This window comes from Geodermatophilus sp. SYSU D01186 (assembly GCF_054050215.1).
In genome coordinates this window covers 53,888-71,941 of sequence record NZ_JBJGYW010000025.1, presented here as the reverse complement: position 1 = coordinate 71,941, position 18,054 = coordinate 53,888, and the positions used below count along the sequence as shown (strand labels likewise).

Below are 18,054 nucleotides of genomic sequence, written 5' to 3'. Positions count from 1 at the left end.
CATGGCGCCATGACGCAGCAGACGGTGTCCGCGGCCGGCCCGGCCGAGGTCCGGGCGGCCTGCCGGGACGGGGCGGCGGTGCCCACCTCGGGGCTGGCGCCGGGGTTCACCCAGGCCAACCTGGTGGTGCTGCCCCGCGACTGGGCCTACGACTTCCTGCTGTTCGCTCAGCGCAACCCGCAGCCGGTGCCGCTGCTCGACGTCACCGACGCCGGGTCGCCGCGCACCGCCCTCGCGCCCGGCGCCGACCTGCGCACCGACCTGCCGCGCTACCGGGTGTGGCGGGACGGCGAGCTGGCCGACGAGCCGACCGACGTGGCCGGCCTGTGGACCGACGACCTGGTCGCCTTCCTCGTCGGCTGCAGCTTCAGCTTCGAGGCCGCGCTGCTGGACGCCGGCGTCCCGGTGCGCAACATCGAGCAGGGCCGCAACGTGTCGATGTACCGCACGGACCGCGCCTGCCGGCCGGCCGGGCGGCTGTCCGGGCCGCTGGTGGTCACCATGCGGCCGGTCCCGGGCGAGCTGGTGACCACCGCGGTGCAGGTGACCGCCCGCATGCCGCAGGTCCACGGCGCGCCGGTGCACGTCGGCCCGCCGGAGGCACTGGGCATCGCCGACCTCGCCCGCCCGGACTTCGGGGACCCGGTCGATGCCGCCCCCGGCGACGTCCCGGTGTACTGGGCCTGCGGGGTCACCCCGCAGGCGGCGCTCATGGCCTCCCGCCCGCCGTTCGCGATCACCCACGCGCCCGGCCACATGTTCGTCACCGACGTCCCGGACGCCGCCTACCGCCGGCTGTGAGCCCTCAGCCGGCGAGCCGGCCGAGTGTGCAGTTGTCGTCATCGCAGGCGGCGTGTCGGCACGCGTCGACGACGGCAACTGCCCACTCGCGACTGACCGGGGTGAGCCCTCAGCCGGGGAACCGCTCCCGCAGCTCGGGCTTGCGGATCTTCCCGGTCGCGGTCTTGGGCAGCTCGTCGACGAACTCCACGTGCCTGGGCACCTTGAAGCCGGCCAGCCGCTCCCGCAGCGCGGTCCGGACCGCCTCCGCGTCCCGGTCCGCTCCGGGCGCCGGGACGACGACCGCCATCCCGACCTCGCCCCACCGCGGGTCGGGGACGCCGATGACCGCCGCCTCCACCACGCCGGGCAGCTCGAGCAGGGCCGACTCCACCTCGGCCGGGTACACGTTCTCCCCGCCGGAGATGATCATGTCCTTGTAGCGGTCGCGGATGTAGAGGAAGCCCTCGGCGTCCAGCGACCCGGCGTCCCCGGTGTGGTACCAGCCGTCGCGCAGCACGGCGGCGGTCTGCTCGGGGTCCTCCCAGTAGCCGGCCATGACGTTGGGACCGGAGACGACGACCTCGCCGATCTCGTCGACGTCGGCGTCGGTGCCGTCGGGGCGCACCACCTTGACGTCGGTGAAGAACACCGGCTTGCCGGCCGAGCCCACCTTGCGCTCGGCGTCGGCGGAGTCGAGGACCGTGCAGCCGGGTGCGGCCTCGGTCATGCCGTAGGCCTGCTGCATCGTGACGCCGCGGTCCAGCCAGGTGCGCAGCGTCGGCAGGGGCACCGCGGCGCCGGCGGCGCCGATCGAGCGCAGCGAGGACAGGTCGCGGCCGGCGAAGCCGGGCTCGCGGCTCATCGCGTCGAGCATCGTGGGGACGGCGAAGAACGAGGTGACCCGCTGCTCCTCGATGACCTGCAACGTGCCGGCCGGGTCGAACCGCCGCACGATCACCGCGCAGCCACCGCGCAGCAGGGTCGGGTTGACCGTGCCGTTGAGCCCGCCGATGTGGAACAGCGGGGCCAGGGCCAGGGTGCGCTCGTCGGCGGCGAAGTCGAAGCCGAGCAGCTGGTTGGTCGCGTTCCACGTCATGTTGCCGTGGGTGAGCACCGCGCCCTTGGGCCGGCCGGTGGTGCCCGAGGTGTACATGACCAGGCACGGGTCGTCGAGCGCGACCGGCTCGTCGCGGGCCTCCGGCGAGCTGTGCGCGAGCAGCTCCTCGTAGGGCAGCGAGCCGGCGCCCCCGGCGACCGGCGGCTCGGCGGCGATCCACGCGCCGACGCCGGGCAGCCGGTCGTGCAGGGCGTCGGCCAGCTCGCCGTGGTCGCGGCCGTGCACCACGACCGAGGCGCCGGAGTGCTCCAGCACGTACTGCGCCTCGGGGGCGGTCAGCCGGGCGTTGACCGGGACCCACACGGCACCCAGCTGGCCGCAGGCGTAGAGGGTCTCCAGCGCCGAGGGGTGGTTGGTGCCGGTCCACGCGACCCGGTCGCCGGAGCGCACGCCGAGGGCGGCCAGCGCGCCGGCGGTGCGGCGGACGCGGTCGGCGAACCCGCGGTGGGAGGTCGTCGTCCCCTCGAACGAGATCGCGTCGCGGTCGGGGGAGATGCGCAGCCGGCGCTCCGGCCAGGAGCCGAGCCCGGCGTTCCTCACTGGAGCCCCAGCGCCCGGATCGCGTTCTCCTTCATGACCAGCGGGCGGACCTCGTCACGGATCTCCAGCGCCGCGAAGTCGCGGATCCAGCGCTCGGGGCTGATCAGCGGGTAGTCCGAGCCGAACAGGACCTTCTTCATCAGCAGCGTGTTGGCCGCGCGGACCAGCTGCGGCGGGAAGTACTTCGGCGACCAGCCGGACAGGTCGATGTAGACGTTGGCCTTGTGCTGGGCGACGGAGATCGCGGCGTCCTGCCACGGCACCGAGGGGTGGGCCATGATGATCGTCAGACCAGGGAAGTCGGCCGCGACGTCGTCGAGCAGCATCGGGTCGGAGTAGCGCAGCTTGATGCCGCGCCCGCCCGGCAGGCCCGAGCCGATGCCGGTCTGGCCGGTGTGGAACAGCGCCGGGACGCCGAGGCTCTCCAGCTCCTCGTACAGGGGGTAGACGCGCCGGTCGTTGGGCTCGAAGGCCTGGATCGACGGGTGGAACTTGAACCCGCGCACCCCGTGCTCGGTGACCAGCTTCCGGGCCAGCCGGACGCCGGAGCGCCCCCGGGCCGGGTCGATCGAGCCGAACGGGATGAGCACGTCGGGGTGGGCCGCGGCGGCGTCGGCGATCTCCTCGTTGGACAGCGTGGGGTGCCCGGTGGCCAGCTCGCTGTCGACGGTGAACACGACGGCGGCCATCTGCTGCGCCCGGTAGTGCTCGGCGATCTCGGGCACGGTCGGGTGGTGCGGCTCGCCCTTGAAGTAGGCGGCCGCGGCGTCCAGCAGCTCGTCGTCCATCGACAGGTGCCCGTGCAGGTCCTGCTCGACGTGCACGTGCACGTCGATGGCGACCAGGGTCGAGAGGTCCACGGCTGGCTCCAGGCGCGAGAGAGGGAGTGTGACGCACGACGCTAAGCCGTTATCGTGGAGGACGTCAACGATGGAGGTCCTCATGGACGACACGCTCACCGACGACGTCGGGTACCTGCTCACGCGCGCCAGTGCCCTGCTCGTCCGCGCCACGAACGCCGCGCTCGCCGACCACGGGCTGCGGGTGCGTTCCTACTCCGCCCTGCTGCTCGCCTGCGACTCCAGGGACGGCATGTCCCAGCGGGACCTCGCCGAGGCGCTCGGCCTGGACCCGAGCCAGGTGGTCCTCCTCGTCGACGAGCTGACCACCGCCGGCCTGGTCGAGCGGCGTCCCTCGACGACCGACCGGCGGGCCAAGCTCGTCTGCGCCACCGCGGCCGGGCGCGCGGCCCGCGCGTCGGCCCAGCGGGCCGCGGCCGCCGCGCACGCCGAGCAGTTGCAGGAGCTCAGTGACGACGAGCGCGACCAGCTGCGGGGGCTGCTGGGGCGGCTGGTGCGGGCCGCGCAGCCGACGGTGCCCGGTTGATCGGGGTGGGGACTTGTCCCCGGACCCTGTGACGTGCATCATCCCGAATGTCAACCGTTGAGGTTGTCACCGATTTCTAGTCTGGGAGAACGCAATGCTCCGCAAGTGGGTGCCCCTGCTGGCCGCGTCGACGCTGGTCCTCGCCGCCTGTGGGGGAGGCGACGAGGAGGCCGCCTCGGGTGGCTCGGCCGGCGGCAGCGGGGAGCTGCGCCAGGTGACCGCCGGCCTGCTCCCCGTGGCGGTGACCGGCGCGCTGCAGGGCGGCATCGAGCAGGGCTTCTTCGAGGACCACGGCATCGAGGTCACCATCGAGACCGGCCAGGGCGGCGCCGCGCTGCTGCCGGCGGTCGCCTCCGGCCAGATGGAGTTCGCGACCAGCAACCCGGTCTCCCTGCTGCAGGCCCGCGACCAGGGCCTCGACGTCCGGGTCATCGGCCACTGGACCTCCACCCACGCCGAGGGCGAGGACGTCAACGGCGTCGTCGCCGGCACGAACTCCGGCATCACCTCCGCGGCCGGCCTGGCCGGGAAGCGGATCGCGGTCAACACCCTGAACGGCATGGGGCAGCTGACCATCGACGAGGCGGTGCGCAACGACGGTGGCGACCCGTCGGGCATCCAGTACGTCGAGCTGGGCTTCCCCGACATGCCCGCGGCCCTGGACGCCGGCAACGTCGACGCGGTCTGGGTGCCCGAGCCCTTCCTGTCCCAGCTGCTGTCGTCCGGGCACCCGCTGGCCAGCTACTCCAGCCAGGAGTCGGTGCCCGGTCACCCGACCCAGCTGTTCTTCACCTCCGGCCAGCTGGCCGAGTCCGACCCGCAGCTGGTCGAGGACTTCACCGCCGCCCTCGAGGAGACCCTCGAGTGGGCCGACGCCAACCCCGACGCGGTCCGCACCGAGGCCGAGGAGTTCCTCCAGACTCCTGCCGGGGCGCTGGCGGAGGTGGGGATCGAGGAGTTCGGCACCGACCTGCGCCGCGAGCAGCTCGAGCAGATGGCCCAGCTCATGGTCGAGGCCGGCCTGCTCGACAACGACCCCGACCTCGACGGTCTCCTCCCGCAGGAGTAGTTCTCAGGGGTGCCCTCGGAACCTCTGTCGCAGGCCCGTCCGGACTCCCGGGCGGGCCTGCGGCCGTCCCGCGCCCCGGGCGGCCTGCTGCTGGCCGCCGTCCTGCTGGCCGGCCTGAACATGCGCGGCGCGATCGCCGCGGTCTCGCCGGTGCTGCCGGAGATGCGCGCCGAGCTCGGCCTCTCGCCGACGCTGGCGGGCCTGGTCACCACGCTGCCGGTGCTGTGCTTCGCCGTCCTGGCGCCGCCGGCCGCCTGGCTCGGCCGGCGGATGGGCGCCGAGGCGGCGGTGTGCGCCGGTCTCCTCGCGATCGCCGCCGGCACGGTGCTGCGCGCGGTCGACGGCGCCCCGCTGCTGCTGGTGGGGACCTCCGTCGTCGGCGCCGGCATGACGCTGGGCAACGTGCTGCTCCCCGCCGTCACCAAGCGGGAGTTCGGCGCGCGGGCCGGGACGGTCACCGGGCTCTACACCGCGGCCCTGTGCGCCGGGGCGGCCCTGACGGCCGCGCTCACCGCGCCGCTGGCCGCCCTCACCGACTGGCGGACGGCGCTGGCCGCGTGGGCGGCCCTCGCGGTCGCGGCCGCAGTCCTCTGGGTGCTCGCCACCCGCCGGCGGGGGGACGGGGCGCACGCCGAGAGCGGGCCGCTGACGGCTCCGGCGGTGTCGGCCGCCCCGGTCTGGCGCTCGCCCGTCGCGTGGGCGGTGGCCACCGTGCTCGCCCTCCAGTCGGTCCTCTACTACGCGATCACCGCCTGGCTGCCGACGCTGCTGCTCGACGAGCTGGGCCGGGGGCTGCGGCCCGGGGCGGTGGCCGCCGCCCTGTTCCAGGTCCTGGGCATCGCCGGGAGCCTGCTGGTGCCGGCCGTCCTCGCCCGGCGGTCCCGGGAGGGACAGAGCGGCCTGGGTGTCGTCGTCGCGGCGTCCTGGGCCGTGCTGGTGCTGGGGCTCTGGATCGCCCCCGGTCTCTGGGTCCTCTGGGCGGCGCTGGGCGGCGTCACCCAGGGTGCGGGCATCGCGTTCGCCTTCACCGTCCTGGTGCTGCGCTCCGCCGACGACGCCGCGGCCCGTCGGCTGTCGGGCATGGCGCAGCTGGTCGGTTACGGCGTGGGCGCCACCGGGCCGCTGGTGGTGGGCGCGGTGTACGCGGCCACCGGCGGGTGGGCCGCGCCCCTGGCCCTCCTGCTGGGGGTGGCCGCCGTGCTCACGGTGGCGGCGGCGCTGGCCGGCCGCCCGAGGACGGTCGGCTGACATCGACTTCCACAATGTGGAAGTCGGCTATCCGGGGCCGGGTGATGGCGGTCACCGTGGGTATGAGCTGTGGAGCCCGAGCCTGGAGGCATGCATGACGTCGATCGTCCAGAACCAGTGGTACGTGGCCGCGTACGGCCGCGAGATCGGTCGCGAGCTGTTCAGCCGCACCATCTGCGGTGAGTCGATCCTGTTCTGGCGGACCGAGGCCGGACAGGTCACCGCGATGAGCGACCGCTGCGTGCACCGCCGGTTCCCGCTGTCGGAGAAGCCCAGCCACCTCAACGGCGACACCGTCGTCTGCGGGTACCACGGCTTCACCTACGGCGCCGACGGTGTCTGCGTCGCCGTCCCCGGCCAGAAGCGCGTCCCGCGCACCGCGCGGCTGAAGTCCTACCCCGTCGTGGAGCAGGACTCCTTCGTCTGGGTCTTCATCGGTGACCCGGACAGGGCCGAGAGCACCCGGATCCCGCGGGTGCCGTGGCTGGACCAGGAGGGCTGGACCGTCGTCAGCGGCATGGAGCCCCTCAAGGCCCGCGCCAGCCTGCTGATCGACAACCTCATGGACCTCTCCCACGAGACCTACCTGCACGGCGGGTACATCGGCACCCCCGAGGTCGCCGAGACGCCGATCACCACGGAGGTCGACGAGGAGGCCGGCATCGTCTACGTCAGCCGGCACATGGCCGATGCGGAGTGCCCGCCGTTCTACTCCAAGAGCACCGGCATCCAGGGCCGCATCACCCGCTGGCAGGACATCGAGTTCACCCCGCCGTGCCTCTACAAGCTGCACAGCCGGATCGCCCCGGTCGGCGTGCTGCCCAACGAGGACGGCACCGACCCGGACGCCTTCCACGTCGAGGTCGTCTACGCGATCACCCCGGAGACCGAGAACTCCACCCACGACTTCTGGGCCGTCGCGCGCGACTTCGCCCTCGACGACGAGGAGGTGTCGGACTTCCTGCGCGAGAACAACCGCACCGTCGTCCTGCAGGACGTCACCGCCCTCGACGTGCTGGAGCAGGTCCTGACCGGTGAGCCGGACGGCTACCAGGAGCTGTCGATCAACATCGACACCGGTGGTCTGGCCGCCCGCCGGCTGATCGCCGCCATGGCCGCCGAGGCCTCCGGCACCCCGGTCGAGCAGCCGGCGGCGACCGCCCGGTGAGCTCGGCCAACGGCAGCAACGGCACCGGAGGGAACGGCATGACCCTGCCCCCGCCGCGCGAGGTCCTCGTCGGTGAGAAGGTGTTGCGGATCAACTGGCTGCCCGGCTCCGACCGGCTGCGGGGCCTGTGCCACTGCGGAGCCGAGGCCGAGGGGGAGGACCCGATCGAGATGTGGGAGTGGCTGCTCGCCCATCCGAACCACCCCGCCGGCGGACCGACGGTGACCCCGTTGCCCGACGTGCTCCCACCCCCGCCGGCACACCGGGTGACCGATCCGTCCATCATCCGGACACGGACACCGGTCCTGGTCTGAGCACCCCCGTCCCCGGTCCGCCACCACGGCGGGCCGGGGACGTCGCCTGCCTACATCGAACGGAGTGACACCGTGCACAGCACGCACGACGAGGTGGACCTGCGGCTGCAGGTCGCGTCCCGCACCGAGGGGGCCGAGGGTGTCGTCGTCCTCGAGCTCCGCGACCCCTCCGGTGCCGACCTGCCCGCCTGGGCCCCGGGGGCCCACCTCGACCTCGAGCTGCCCAACGGGCTCACCCGCCAGTACTCGCTGTGCGGCGACCCCGACGACCGGTCGGTCTGGCGGATCGGGGTGCTGCGTGAGCCCGAGGGCCGCGGCGGCTCGGCGTACGTGCACGACGAGCTGACCGAGGGCGTCGAGATCGACGTCCGCGGGCCGCGCAACAACTTCCCGCTGGTTCCCGCGCCGCGCTACGTGTTCATCGCCGGCGGCATCGGGATCACCCCGATCCTGCCGATGATGGCCGCGGCCCAGGCCGCCGGCGCGGAGTGGGAGCTGCACTACGGCGGGCGCAGCCGCCGGTCGATGTCGTTCCTCGAGTCCCTGGAGGAGCTCACCGGCACCCACGTCACCCTGCACCCGCAGGACGAGGTCGGCCTGATCGACCTCGAGGCGATCCTCGGCACCGCGAAGCCGGACACCCTCGTGTACTGCTGCGGGCCCGAGCCGCTGCTGCAGGCGGTCGAGAAGCAGTGCGCCACCTGGCCCCAGGATGCGCTGCACGTGGAGCGGTTCAGCCCCAAGGAGTTCGGCGAGCCGCTGCTCCAGGGCGCCTTCGAGGTCGAGCTGGCGACCAGCGGCATGACCCTCACCGTGCCCCCGGACAAGTCGATCCTCGAGGTGGTCGAGGAGGCCGGCGTGCCGGTGCTGTCCTCGTGTCAGGAGGGGACGTGCGGCACGTGCGAGACGCCGGTGCTGGAGGGCGAGGTCGACCACCGCGACTCCCTGCTGACCCCGGCGGAGCAGGAGGCGAACGACACGATGTTCATCTGCGTGTCCCGGGCGGCCTGCCCCAAGCTGGTGCTGGAGCTCTGACACCGGTCCGTACGCCCGACGTCGACGCCGTCGCCGGGGCCGCGGCCCGGGCACGGACGTCGGGCGGCAAGCTGCTCGCCGTCCTCGACGCGTTCACCCGCGAGCGGCCGGCGCTCACCCTGTCCGAGATCGCCCGCATCGTGGACGTGCCGCTGTCCACCGCGCACCGGCTGGTCGCCGAGCTGCGCCGCTGGGGCGGCCTCGAGCGGGACGCCGACGGCCGCTTCCGGGTCGGGCTGCGGCTGTTCGAGCTCGGCGCGCTGGCTCCCCGCGGCCTCGCGCTGCGGGAGGCCGCGCTGCCGTTCATGGAGGACCTCTACGAGGTCACCCACCAGAACGTGCAGCTGGCCGTGCGCGAGGACGTCGAGGTGCTCTACGTCGAGCGCTTCGCCGCCCGCGACGCGGTCATGGTGCTCACCCAGGTCGGCGGCCGGTTCGCGCTGCCGCCGACCGGGGTGGGCCTGGTGCTCCTCGCGCACGCGCCGCTGGAGGTCCAGGAGCGGGTGCTGGCCGCCCCGCTCAAGCGCTACACCCCGCACACCATCACCGATCCGCGCCAGCTGCGGCGGGTGCTCGCCGAGGTGCGGCGCACCGGCGTGGCGGTCAGCGACCGGCAGGTCACCAAGGACGCGGTCTCGGTGGCCGCGCCCATCGTGGGCCCGGACGGCGTCGTGGCGGCGCTGTCGGTCGTGGTCCCCGGTGACTCCGCGGCCGCCGTCCGCGCGGTCACCCCCGGCGTCCGGGCCGCCGCACGCGGCATCTCCCGGGTGCTCACCCAGTCCGCCGGCGGCGGGTGGCCGGTGGGGACACCGGCGTCCGCAGCCGACGAGGTCCGCTGAACCCACCCTGCTGAGAGGAACCCGCGTGGAGATCACCGCTGCCGTCGTCGAGGAGCTGCACGGCCCGTTCGTCATCCGGGACGTCGAGATCGACGAGCCAGGTCCCGGCGACGTGCTGGTGAAGGTGGCGGCCACCGGCTTCTGCCACACCGACGGCATCGCCCGCGACGGCGACCTGCCCTTCCCGCTGCCGGGCGTGCTCGGCCACGAGGGCGCCGGCACGGTGGTCGCGGTCGGCGAGGGCGTCACCGGCGTCCGGGAGGGCCAGGCCGTCGTCCTCGGCTGGCCGTACTGCGGCGACTGCCGCAACTGCCTGGCCGGTCAGCCGCGCTACTGCCTGCGCACGGGCGAGCTCGTCGGCGGCGGCACCCGGCTCGGCGGTGCCTCCGCGCTGCGCACGCGGGACGGCAAGCCGCTGGCCAGCCACTTCTTCGGCCAGTCGTCGTTCGCCACCTACTCGATGACGACCGCGTCGTCGCTGGTGCCGATCCCCGCCGGGCTGCCGGTGGAGCTCATGGGCCCGCTCGCCTGCGGCCTGGCCACCGGGGCGGGTGCGGTGCTCAACACCCTCCGCCCGGAGCCGGGCAGCTCGATCGTCGTCTACGGTGCCGGCACCGTGGGGCTGGCCGCGGTGATGGCCGCCCGCAGCTCCGCGGCGACGACGATCATCGCCGTCGACCGGCACGCCTCCCGGTTGCGGCTGGCCACCGACCTCGGCGCCACGCACGTCGTCGACGCCACCGACACCGACGCGGTGCAGGCGGTGACCGACATCTGCAGCGGCCCGGCCGACGCGGCGCTGGACTGCACCGGCGCCCTCCCCGTCATCCGCCAGGCCATCGACTCGGTCGGCATGCTCGGCACGGCGCTGCTCATCGGCGGGGCGCCGGCGGGGGCGGAGTTCAGCGCCGACCACATGACCACGCTGTGGGGCAAGACGATCCGCGGCACGCTCGGCGGCAGCGGGCACGGCCAGGTGCTGATCGCCGCGCTCATGGAGCTGTACGCCCAGGGCCGGTTCCCCTTCGACCGCCTCGTCGAGTACTTCCCGCTCGACCGCATCGAGGACGCCGTCGAGGCCTCCTACAGCGGCGCCGTCGTCAAGCCCGTCCTCCGCATGCCGGAGTGATCGGCGCCCGGGGCAGGGGCCGCACCGTCCCTGCCCCGGGGCGCGGGTCACCCGAGGGACGCGATGAGGTCGCGGCAGGCCTGCTCACAGCGGCGGCACACCTCGGCGCAGACGCGGCAGTGCTCGTGCATCTCCGCGTGGCGGGCACACTCGTCTCCGCACGCTCGGCACGCGACCGCGCACGCCTCCAGCACCGCGCGGGTCAGGTTCGCGTCGTAGCCGGTGTGGCGCGACAGCACGCGCCCGGTCGTGTCGCAGACGTCGGCGCAGTCGAGGTCGGTGCGGATGCACGTCCGGAGCTCGGCGACCATCTCCTCGCCCAGGCATGCGTCGGCGCAGGCGGTGCAGGCCTGGGCGCACTCGACGCACGCCTCGATGCAGGCCCGCAGCCGCTCCCGGTCGATCGCGCCGAGGTCCTGCGGGTACGTGTCGAGCATCCGGTCGACGACGGTCATGGCTGTCCTCTCGACGTGGAGCAGGGCGAGCCGGGCCCCTACCCGGGACACCGACGGGCACGCCCGCCGTCACGAACCCGTCATGTGCGCAGCGGGGGAGCAGCGGCGCGAGTCGGGTAGGGCAACGGTCATGTCACGCATCGACCGGATCGCCGAGCCATGGGGGACGCGGACGCCGTACGGGCCGGGGGAGACCTGGCCGACGCGGGTGGACTCCTACCTCGACGACGGCCTGACCGAGGACGACGTCGACCGGTGGGTGCAGTCGGCGACGATCCTGCACAGCAACGGCGACGGCCTGGACATCGCGGTGAAGGACGGCCGGATCGTCGGCGTCCGCGGCCGGGCGGTGGACCGGGTGAACCACGGCCGGCTGGGACCCAAGGACCTGTTCGGGTGGCAGGCCAACAACTCACCCGACCGGCTCACCCGGCCGCTCGTCCGGCGGGACGGCGAGCTGGTGGAGACCGACTGGGACACCGCGATGGACGCCGTGGCCGGCCGCTGCCGCCAGCTGCTCGACGAGCTCGGCCCGAGCTCGATCGCGTTCTACACGACCGGGCAGCTGTTCCTCGAGGAGTACTACACCCTCGGGCTGATCGCGCACGGCGGGATCGGCACCAACCACGTCGACGGCAACACCCGGCTGTGCACCGCCACGGCGGCCGCGGCGCTCAAGGAGTCCTTCGCCTGCGACGGGCAGCCCGGCTCCTACACCGACATCGACTCCGCGGACGTCATCGCCCTGTACGGGCACAACATGGCCGAGACCCAGACGGTGCTGTGGACCCGGGTGCTCGACCGGCTGGCCGGCCCGAACCCGCCCGCGGTCGTCTGCGTCGACCCGCGGGAGACCCCGGTGGCCCGGGCGGCGACCGTGCACCTGGCGCCCCGCCCGGGGACGAACGTGATGCTGATGAACGCCCTGCTGCACGAGATCGTCGGCAACGGCTGGATCGACCGGGCGTACGTGGACGCCCACGCCGTCGGCTTCGCCGAGCTCGAGAAGCGGGTGGCCGACTACACCCCCGAGGTGGCCGCCGAGGTCTGCGACGTCCCGGTGGGGCAGATCCGCGAGGCCGCGCGCGTTATCGGGCAGGCCGAGCGGCTGGTGTCCACCGTGCTGCAGGGCTTCTACCAGTCGCACCAGGCCACCGCGGCCGCCGTGCAGGTCAACAACGTGCACATCCTGCGCGGGATGCTGGGCAGGCCTGGGTGCGGGATCCTGCAGATGAACGGCCAACCGACCGCGCAGAACACCCGGGAGGCCGGGGCGGACGGCGACCTGCCGGCGTTCCGCAACTGGTCCAACGAGTCACACGTCCAGGACCTGGCGCGGGTGTGGAACGTCGACCCGATGGACATCCCGCACTACTCACCGCCCACCCACGTGATGCAGCAGCTGCGCTACATCGAGGAGGGGTCGATCCGGTTCTTCTATGTCACCGCCACCAACCCGGTGGTGTCGCTGCCGGAACTGCGCCGGGTGCGCGAGCTGCTGAGCCAGGAGCGGCTGTTCCTCGTCGTGCAGGACGTCTTCCTGTCCGAGACCGCGCAGCTGGCCGACGTCGTCCTGCCCGCGGCGACCTGGGGGGAGAAGACCGGCACCTTCACCAACGTCGACCGCACGGTCCACCTGTCGGAGAAGGCCGTCGACCCGCCCGGCGAGGCCCGGCCCGACCTGGACATCCTCATCGACTTCGCGCACCGCCTCGGCCTGCGGGACGAGGACGGCGCCCCGCTGGTGAAGTGGACCGACCCGGAGGGAGCCTTCGAGGGCTGGAAGGAGTGCTCCCGCGGCCGGCCCTGCGACTACACCGGGCTCAGCTACGACAAGCTGCGCGGAGGCAGCGGCATCCAGTGGCCGGTCACCGAGCAGCACCCGGACGGCACCGAACGCCTCTACGCCCACGGCCGGTTCTGGGCCGACCCCGACCACTGCGAGAGCTACGGCCGCGACCTGGTCACCGGGGCGCCCCTGGACGAGACGGAGTACCGGGCGCTCAACCCGTCGGGCAGGGCGGTCCTCAAGGCCGCCGAGTACCTGCCGCCGCACGAGCTGCCGAGCCAGGGGTTCCCGTTCCAGCTGATCACCGGCCGGACGCTGTACCACTTCCACACCCGCACCAAGACCGGCCGCGCGCCGCAGCTGCAGGCCGCCGCTCCGGAGGTGTGGGTGGAGATGGCCGCCTCCGACGCCGCCGACCGTGGCTGGGCCGAGGGCGACCTGCTGGAGGTGACCACGCCGCGGGGCAGGGTGGTCGTGCGGCTGCGGATCAGCGGCATCCGCCCCGGAGTGCTGTTCCTCCCGTTCCACTACGGGTACTGGGACGGGCCGGGCGGTCACGAGCCGGAGGGCACCGGACGGGCGGCCAACGAGCTCACCCTCACCGACTGGGACGCCTGCTCGAAGCAACCCGTCTTCAAGACGGCGGCGGCGCAGGTGGGGCTGCTCGAGCGTGGGACGGGGGGACCCGCGCCCGCGCCCACGACGACCGGCTCCCGGCCGGTCACCGGGGACGTGCCGCCGACCCGCGGCGGCGAGGCCGCGCTCGCGACCGAACAGGAGGTGGCCGGGTGAAGCTCCACCTGGCGATCGAGGAGTTGCACCGCTCGGAGAACCACCTGCACCGGGTGCTGCTGGCGGTCTCCGACCGGCACAAGGCCGACCACGAGGTGTTCTACGTGGCCCGCGACATCGCCCGGTGGTCCGGCCGGCACGTCACCGAGCTGGCCCGCATCGGCACCGACTTCGGCCTCGACCTCGATCCGGAGCCGGTGGGCGAGCCGGGGATCCTGGAGCGGGTCCAGCAGGCCACCTCGGACCTGCTCGGCCGGCGCCCCGAGCCGGGTCTCCTGCTGCTGGCCGACCTGCGCCACGTCCACCGGGAGGCCGCCGGGGTGTCGCTGGACTGGGAGCTGCTCGCCCAGGCTGCCCAGGGCGCGCGCAAGCGCGAGCTGCTGGCGCTGGCGGAGCGCTGCCACCCCGACACGCTGCGGCAGATGCGCTGGGCGAACGCCAAGCTCAAGGAGTCCGCGACCCAGGCCCTGGTGAGCTGATGGGGGAGCCCCAGACCCGCGTCGTCCTGCGCCCGGTTGCCACGCCTCTCCCGCTGGGCTTCCTCGCGCTCGCCCTGGCGACGGTCGTCTTCGCTGCCGTCCAGCTCGGCTGGGTCACGCCGGACCAGGGCCGCATCGCCGGCTTGACCGCCCTGGCGGCCACGGTGCCACTGCAGCTCACCGCCGCCCTCGTCGGCTTCCTGGCCCGTGATCCGGTCGCCGCCACGGGCATGGGCGTGCTGACCGGCACGTGGGCCACGGTCGCCCTCGCGACGCTGACCTCGCCGCCAGGGGCGACCAGTGCCGGCCTCGGCGTCCTGCTGCTGACCGCCGGACTGGCCATGCAGGTGCCGGCCGTGTCCGCCGCGGCCGGCAAGCTCGTACCAGCGGCGGTCATGTGCCTGGCCGGGATCCGCTTCGCCGTCACGGGGACCTACGAGCTCACGGGCTCGGCGGCGTGGCAGGCGGCAGCCGGCTGGGTCGGGCTCGCGCTGGGGGTGCTGGCGCTGTACGCGGCGCTCGCGCTGGAACTGGAGGGCAGTGAGGGCCGCACCGTGCTGCCGCTCGGCCGGCATGGCGCCGGGCGGGCCGCCGTCCGCGGAGAGGGGCCACTGGCTCCCACGGACCTGGCCGCCGAGGCCGGGATCCGCCCGCAGCTGTGACCTCGTCGCAGGCGTGGCGGCGGAAGGCAGGACGGGTACCGCGCGGGGGAGGACCAGCGGCGCCGTCCCTACGTCCTTCTTCCGGACGCCGATCGACGCGGGGCCAGTGCGGCTGCGCTGACCGGACCGGGGTAGGAGCGGGTGGTGCGCCGGCTGCTCGTGGTCGTCAACCGGTCGGCGGGCACCGCGGACGACGAGGCGGTGGCCGCCGCCGTGGCCGAGCTGCGCCGGGACGCGGACGTCACGGTCGCCGCCACCGGGGACGAGGACGACCTCGACGAGGCCGTGGCCGCGCGCGGCGACCGCGGGGTCGTGGTCGTGGGCGGGGACGGGTCCGTGCACGCGGTGGTGCGCGCACTCGACCGTGCCGGGGCCCTCGACCCTGCCGACCCCCTCGGGATCGTCCCCCTCGGTACCGGCAACGACCTCGCCCGGGCCCTGGGGCTCCCCCTGGACCCGGTCGAGGCGGCAGCGCTGGTCCGCACGGGCGTACGACGGCCGCTGGACCTCCTGCGGGACGACGCGAGGGGTCTCGTGGTCAACGCCGTCCACGCGGGCGTCGGGACGCGGGCCTACGCCGCGGCCGCCCGGGTGAAGCCCGTGCTGAAGCGGGCGTCCTTCCCGGTCGGGGCGGTGTTCGCCGGGATGACGACGACCGGCTGGGCCCTCCGGGTGGAGGTCGACGGCCGGGCAGTCGGCACCGGGGCCGGACGCGTCCTCATGGCAGCGGTGTGCAACGGCCCCACGATCGGCGGCGGCCGGCCGCTGGCCCCGGACGCCAGGCTCGACGACGGCCTCGCCGACGTGGTCCTCTGCGCGGCGACCGGGCCGGTCGCCCGGGCCGCGTTCGCGCTCGCACTGCTCTCCGGCCGGCACACCGCGCGGGACGACGTCCTCGTGGTGTCCGGCCGCGAGATCACGATCGCCGGCGAGCCCGTCGCGCTCGACGCGGACGGCGAGCTCGGGGACCCGGTCCCGTCCCGGACCTGGCGCGTGCACCGCTCCGCCTGGGCGGCGATCACGCCGCGCTGACCGCCCGGCCGGTGCGTCCGGCCGGCCGCTGGGCGTGTCGGTGATCCCGCCGTGCGACGGCCTCCGGACGGCGATAGCTTCCACGTCCCGGAGCCGACGGGCCGCCGGGCCGGAGGAGGTGCCGATGCCGGGCCGACGATCGATCTGCCTGTACACGCCCTCGACCGACCCCTCGGGCATGGGCGCGCACATGGTGGACCTGCTCGCCGAGTACGCCGGGACGGCGGACCTGGCGCTGATGATGCGGCCGACGACCGGGGGGCGGCGGCTGCTGGACCGGGCCGCCGAGCTGGGCTCCCGCACCGTCGAGCTGCCCTCACCGCGCGACCCGGCCTTCGCCGAGGTGGTGACCGGGTTCCTCACCGAGCACCCGGCCGACGTCTTCCACTGCCACGTCGGCACCGGCGCCGAGGACTGGGACGGCGTCCGGCTGGCCCGCCGCGCCGGCTGCCGGGCGGTCCTGCAGACCCAGCACCTGCCCTACCTGGTGGCGCACCCCCGCAAGCGGCGGGCCTACTGGCACGGGATCGAGGAGGTGGACCGGCTGATCGCGGTCTCCGAGGGGCTGCGCCGCACCTACCACCGGATCGGCGTGCCGCCGGAACGGTTCACCACCGTGCCCAACGGCGTCGCGCCGCTGCGCGACCGGATCGGCCGGGACGCCGCCCGCGCCGCCCTCGGCCTGGACCCGCGGCAACCGGTCGTCATGACCCTCGGCCGGCTGACCCACATGAAGGGCCAGTGGCACCTGGTCGACGCGGTGCCCGGGCTGCTGGCCCGCTTCCCCGACCTCGCCGTCGTCCTGGTCGGCGACGGGCCGCTGCGGCAGGCGCTGGAGAAGCGGGCGGCCGCGCTCGGCGTGGCCGGCGCCGTCCGGTTCGCCGGGCACCGGACCGACGCCCGGCAGCTGCTGGACGCCGCCGACGTCTTCGTGCTCCCGTCGCGACACGAGGGGATGCCGCTGGTGGCGCTGGAGGCGATGGAGGCCGGCCTGCCGGTCGTGGCCACCCGGGTCATCGGCAGCGAGGAGGTCGTCGTCGACGGGCGGACGGGGGCGCTGGTCCGGCCTGGGGACCCGCAGGCGCTCGGTGCCGCGCTCGCGCGGCTGCTGGCCGACCCCGGCCTGCGTCGCCGGCAGGGCGCCGCCGGCCGGTGCCGCTACCTGGCCGCGTTCACGCGCCAGCGGATGGCCGCGGACACCGCGGCGGTCTACGAGGCGACCCTGCGCGGGGCGCGGCGGTGAGCCGGCTGCGGGTCGGGGTCGTCGGCACCGGGTTCATCGCCGGCCGGCACCTGGCCGCGCTGGCCGGGTTCGACGACGTCGAGGTCGTCGCCGTCGCCGACCCGGTGCGCGAGCGGGCCGAGGTGGCGGCCGCCCGCGTCGGTGCCCGCAGCCACGCGGACGGGGCGACGCTGCTCGACGCCGAGGAGCTCGACGCGGTGTGGCTGTGCGTCCCCCCGTTCGCGCACGGTCCGCTGGAGGCGGCGGCCGCCGCCCGCGGCCTGCCCTTCTTCGTCGAGAAGCCGCTGGCCCTCGACCTGGACACCGCCCGCGCCGTCGCCCGGCAGGTCGAGGACGCCGGCCTGACCACCGCCGTCGGCTACCACTGGCGGCACCTGGACGTCGTCGCGCGGGCCGCGGAACTGGTGCCGCCCGACGCGGTCGCCCTGGTCACGGGGTCGTGGCTGGACCGGACCCCCGCGGCGCCGTGGTGGTCGCGCCGGAACGGGTCGGGCGGGCAGGTGGTCGAGCAGACCACGCACCTGTTCGACCTGGCCCGGCTGCTGGCCGGCGAGGTGGTGTCGGTCGCGGCCGCCGAGCGGCCGGCCGCGGTCGACGGCGAGGTGCCGACGGCCGCGGCCGCGGTGCTGACCTTCGCCTCGGGAGCGGTGGGCAGCATCGCCTCGACGCGGGTCCTCGGCCGGCGGCACGCGGTGGGCCTGCAGGTGGTCGCCGAGGGGCGCGTGGTGGAGCTGTGCGAGCGCAGCCTCGACGACCACGAGCTGCGGGTGGTCACCTCCGACGGCGAGGAGGTGCACTCCACCGGGGCCGACCCCGTCGCCCTCGAGGACCGGGAGTTCCTCGACGTGCTGCGGGGCCGGGCCGAGCGGGTGCGGGTGCCCTACGACGAGGCGTTGCGGACGCACGCGCTGGCCTGCGCCGCCGACGAGGCCGCGCGCAGCGGGGCGTCGGTCCGGCCGGACTGCTGAGGGAGC

Annotated in this window: 17 protein-coding genes and 1 pseudogene; 15 read left to right on the top strand and 3 right to left on the bottom strand. The window is 74.5% G+C overall.

The genetic code is table 11. From position 1 onward, the window contains the following. Positions 1–9 precede the first annotated feature (9 nt). A complete protein-coding gene (locus ACI784_RS17940; RefSeq protein ID WP_457014385.1) occupies positions 10–801 on the top strand; it encodes a putative hydro-lyase in 792 nt (263 codons plus the stop codon). A gap of 109 nt (positions 802–910) precedes the next feature. Here the strand turns inward: ACI784_RS17940 and ACI784_RS17935 are convergent, their stop codons facing one another. Both ACI784_RS17935 and ACI784_RS17930 read right to left on the bottom strand, forming a co-directional pair. Further along, a complete protein-coding gene (locus ACI784_RS17935; protein WP_457014384.1) occupies positions 911–2,440 on the bottom strand; it encodes an acyl-CoA synthetase in 1,530 nt (509 codons plus the stop codon). Beyond that, positions 2,437–3,300, bottom strand: a complete 864-nt coding sequence (locus ACI784_RS17930; RefSeq protein ID WP_457014383.1) for an amidohydrolase family protein — start codon at positions 3,298–3,300, stop codon at positions 2,437–2,439. Before ACI784_RS17930 ends, ACI784_RS17935 begins: the two co-directional genes overlap by 4 nt. Positions 3,301–3,370: 70 nt before the next feature. Between ACI784_RS17930 and ACI784_RS17925 the strand changes: the two genes are divergently transcribed. From ACI784_RS17925 to ACI784_RS17890, 8 genes and pseudogenes are all read left to right on the top strand, one after another. Further along, complete coding sequence (locus tag ACI784_RS17925) at positions 3,371–3,826, top strand: MarR family winged helix-turn-helix transcriptional regulator (RefSeq protein ID WP_457014382.1); 456 nt, start codon at positions 3,371–3,373, stop codon at positions 3,824–3,826. Between the two features lie 94 nt (positions 3,827–3,920). Continuing rightward, positions 3,921–4,895: an ABC transporter substrate-binding protein gene (locus ACI784_RS17920; RefSeq protein ID WP_456925140.1), complete on the top strand. Its 975-nt coding sequence runs from the start codon at positions 3,921–3,923 to the stop codon at positions 4,893–4,895. 9 nt (positions 4,896–4,904) lie between these two features. Continuing rightward, positions 4,905–6,143: an MFS transporter gene (locus ACI784_RS17915; RefSeq protein WP_457014381.1), complete on the top strand. Its 1,239-nt coding sequence runs from the start codon at positions 4,905–4,907 to the stop codon at positions 6,141–6,143. Positions 6,144–6,237: 94 nt separating this feature from the next. After that, entirely contained in the window at positions 6,238–7,311 is a 1,074-nt protein-coding gene (locus ACI784_RS17910; RefSeq protein ID WP_456925138.1) for an aromatic ring-hydroxylating dioxygenase subunit alpha, read from the top strand. Next, positions 7,308–7,625, top strand: coding sequence for a hypothetical protein (locus ACI784_RS17905; protein ID WP_456925137.1), 318 nt, complete (start codon positions 7,308–7,310; stop codon positions 7,623–7,625). The genes ACI784_RS17910 and ACI784_RS17905 overlap by 4 nt, the downstream gene beginning before the upstream one ends. Positions 7,626–7,673: 48 nt before the next feature. Beyond that, positions 7,674–8,660: pseudogene (locus ACI784_RS17900) on the top strand (PDR/VanB family oxidoreductase); the annotation flags it as partial. Continuing rightward, positions 8,657–9,499 carry an IclR family transcriptional regulator gene (locus tag ACI784_RS17895; protein ID WP_456925156.1) on the top strand — a complete coding sequence of 281 codons (843 nt, stop codon included), beginning with the start codon at positions 8,657–8,659 and terminating at the stop codon, positions 9,497–9,499. The pseudogene ACI784_RS17900 and the gene ACI784_RS17895, both read left to right, overlap by 4 nt. Before the next feature lie 25 nt (positions 9,500–9,524). After that, entirely contained in the window at positions 9,525–10,628 is a 1,104-nt protein-coding gene (locus tag ACI784_RS17890; protein ID WP_457014380.1) for an NAD(P)-dependent alcohol dehydrogenase, read from the top strand. Positions 10,629–10,675: 47 nt separating this feature from the next. Here ACI784_RS17890 and ACI784_RS17885 read toward each other — a convergent pair whose 3' ends face one another. Continuing rightward, a complete protein-coding gene (locus tag ACI784_RS17885; RefSeq protein WP_456925135.1) occupies positions 10,676–11,083 on the bottom strand; it encodes a four-helix bundle copper-binding protein in 408 nt (135 codons plus the stop codon). Between the two features lie 130 nt (positions 11,084–11,213). Here ACI784_RS17885 and ACI784_RS17880 point away from each other — a divergent pair, with 130 nt between their 5' ends. The 6 genes from ACI784_RS17880 to ACI784_RS17855 all read left to right on the top strand — a co-directional run bounded on the left by ACI784_RS17880 (position 11,214) and on the right by ACI784_RS17855 (position 18,048). Then, entirely contained in the window at positions 11,214–13,664 is a 2,451-nt protein-coding gene (locus ACI784_RS17880) for a molybdopterin oxidoreductase family protein (RefSeq protein WP_457014379.1), read from the top strand. Continuing rightward, positions 13,661–14,143, top strand: a complete 483-nt coding sequence (locus ACI784_RS17875) for a hypothetical protein (RefSeq protein ID WP_457014378.1) — start codon at positions 13,661–13,663, stop codon at positions 14,141–14,143. The genes ACI784_RS17880 and ACI784_RS17875 overlap by 4 nt, the downstream gene beginning before the upstream one ends. Continuing rightward, positions 14,143–14,805, top strand: coding sequence for a hypothetical protein (locus ACI784_RS17870; protein ID WP_457014377.1), 663 nt, complete (start codon positions 14,143–14,145; stop codon positions 14,803–14,805). The genes ACI784_RS17875 and ACI784_RS17870 overlap by 1 nt, the downstream gene beginning before the upstream one ends. 144 nt (positions 14,806–14,949) lie before the next feature. Then, positions 14,950–15,837 (top strand): diacylglycerol/lipid kinase family protein, encoded by an 888-nt coding sequence (locus ACI784_RS17865; RefSeq protein ID WP_457014376.1) that lies wholly within the window; start codon positions 14,950–14,952, stop codon positions 15,835–15,837. Positions 15,838–15,961: 124 nt separating this feature from the next. Further along, on the top strand, positions 15,962–17,080 hold the full coding sequence (locus ACI784_RS17860) for a glycosyltransferase family 4 protein (protein ID WP_456925130.1): 1,119 nt from the start codon (positions 15,962–15,964) through the stop codon (positions 17,078–17,080). Continuing rightward, positions 17,077–18,048 carry a Gfo/Idh/MocA family protein gene (locus tag ACI784_RS17855; RefSeq protein ID WP_457014375.1) on the top strand — a complete coding sequence of 324 codons (972 nt, stop codon included), beginning with the start codon at positions 17,077–17,079 and terminating at the stop codon, positions 18,046–18,048. The genes ACI784_RS17860 and ACI784_RS17855 overlap by 4 nt, the downstream gene beginning before the upstream one ends. Positions 18,049–18,054 lie beyond the last annotated feature (6 nt).